Genomic DNA, 348 nt, shown 5'->3' with positions numbered 1-348 from the left:
GCTGTTCGTCGGCATGGACGCGGGCATGCCGGCCGGGCTGTCCTCCCTGGTACTCCAGATCCAGGCCGTGTTCACGGCCCTGTTCGCGTTCCTGCTCCTCGGCGAACGGCCCGCGCGCATCCGGCTGGTGGGCATGGCGGTGGCCCTGGCCGGGATCGGCGTCGCCGCCGTCGACGAGGGCGCCTCGGGTCCCCTGGGAGCGTTCGCCCTGGTCATCGCCGCGGCCGCCTGCTGGGGCGTGTCGAACGTACTGACCCGCAGGGCCGCGCCCGCCGACGCCCTGAACTTCATGGTGTGGGTGAGCACGGTGCCGGTCCTGCCGCTGCTGGCGCTCTCGCTGCTCCGGGA

The 348-nt window shown here is 73.6% G+C and carries 1 protein-coding gene; it reads left to right on the top strand.

Annotation, left to right across the window (positions count from 1 at the left end):
* Positions 1–348 (top strand): EamA family transporter (locus J0695_RS43005; protein ID WP_505383656.1); only part of this gene is annotated, 348 nt, incomplete at both ends.

This window comes from Streptomyces beijiangensis, from assembly GCF_017315755.1.
Classification (GTDB): domain Bacteria; phylum Actinomycetota; class Actinomycetes; order Streptomycetales; family Streptomycetaceae; genus Streptomyces; species Streptomyces beijiangensis.
Note: the sequence above shows the minus strand (reverse complement) of the source record. Positions and strands in the feature narration are given on the sequence as shown.